This window comes from Acidovorax sp. KPB24-03 (genome assembly GCF_057546605.1).
In genome coordinates this window covers 1-1,070 of sequence record NZ_BAAJYR010000732.1, presented here as the reverse complement: position 1 = coordinate 1,070, position 1,070 = coordinate 1, and the positions used below count along the sequence as shown (strand labels likewise).

General features: G+C 72.5%; 1 protein-coding gene. It reads right to left on the bottom strand.

Annotated elements, in window-relative coordinates; translation table 11 throughout:
* The coding region (locus AC27KI_RS25585; RefSeq protein WP_487116614.1) for a YhdP family phospholipid transporter at positions 1-1,070 on the bottom strand (1,070 nt) is incomplete at both ends.

Here is a 1,070-nt window from a genome sequence, read left to right as displayed (position 1 = left end):
CAACGCCCCCCGCGGGCAGGGACCGCATGCCGCCCTCCAGCCGCAGGTCGCCCCCCCAGCGCGCGGCCCTGCACGCCCGCCAGGGTGAAGCCGGTGTCGGTGAACTGCACGGTGCCGCGCGCGCGGCCGATGGGCGGGGCCTCCGGTGCGATGCGCACGTCGTTGCCCGCCAGGGTCACGCTGCCCTGCAACTTGGACTGGTCGATGTGGCTGACGGGCAGCGACAGGGCCAGCTGCAGGTCGGCCGTGCCGTTGGCGGTGGTCTTGTCCAGCGCATTGCCGGTCAGGCGCGCCAGCGGCGAGGTGGTGACGAACGACAGCATGTCTGCCAGCGGGCCCCGCGCATCGGCGTTCACCGCGACCACCGTGTGGGCCAGGTCCGGAATGCGCGCCTCCACCTTGTTCACGCGCAGCTTCGGCGTGCCGGCGAAGCTGCCGCTGGCGCCCTTCACGGCCATGGTGGAGCGGTCGAAGATCAGGTCGCCGGTGAGTTCGGTGAGGGCGGGCCAGGGCGCCTCGTTGGCATGCTGCAGGCGCGGCGGCACATAGGCATAAGTCACGTCCTTCACGCGCGCGGCGATGTGGAAGTCGCCCTGCCCGGGCGTGTTGAAGGGAATGTCGTGCAGGTCGCCCTTGACGCGGAACTGCACGTTGCTGGCCGTGCCCGTGGTGACCGCGTCGCGCACGTAGTGGCGCGTCTCCTGCGGGATGGACAGCGGCAGGTAGCGGTGCACGCGGGTGCCGTCCGCGCGGCTCAGGCTGCCGGACAGGTCCAGCACGCCGGGAAACCGCGGCCGGGCACCGCCACGCTCGGCATCGCCGGTGTGCCAGTTCAGCCGGGCCTCGCCCTGCGCATCGGCGTTGGAAAACTGCAGGTCGCTGGCCTGCACCGCGATGCGCTCGCCCTCGATCTGCCAGCGCACGTTCGCCGACAGCTGGTCCACCGGCACCGTGCCTTCCTCGAACACGTGGGGCAGCACCAGGGCGCCGTCCGCCAGGGCCAGCGTGGCCTTGCCGCCCGCCTGCGACACGTCGAACTCCACGCTCGCGCCGCGCAGGCCGGGCACGTG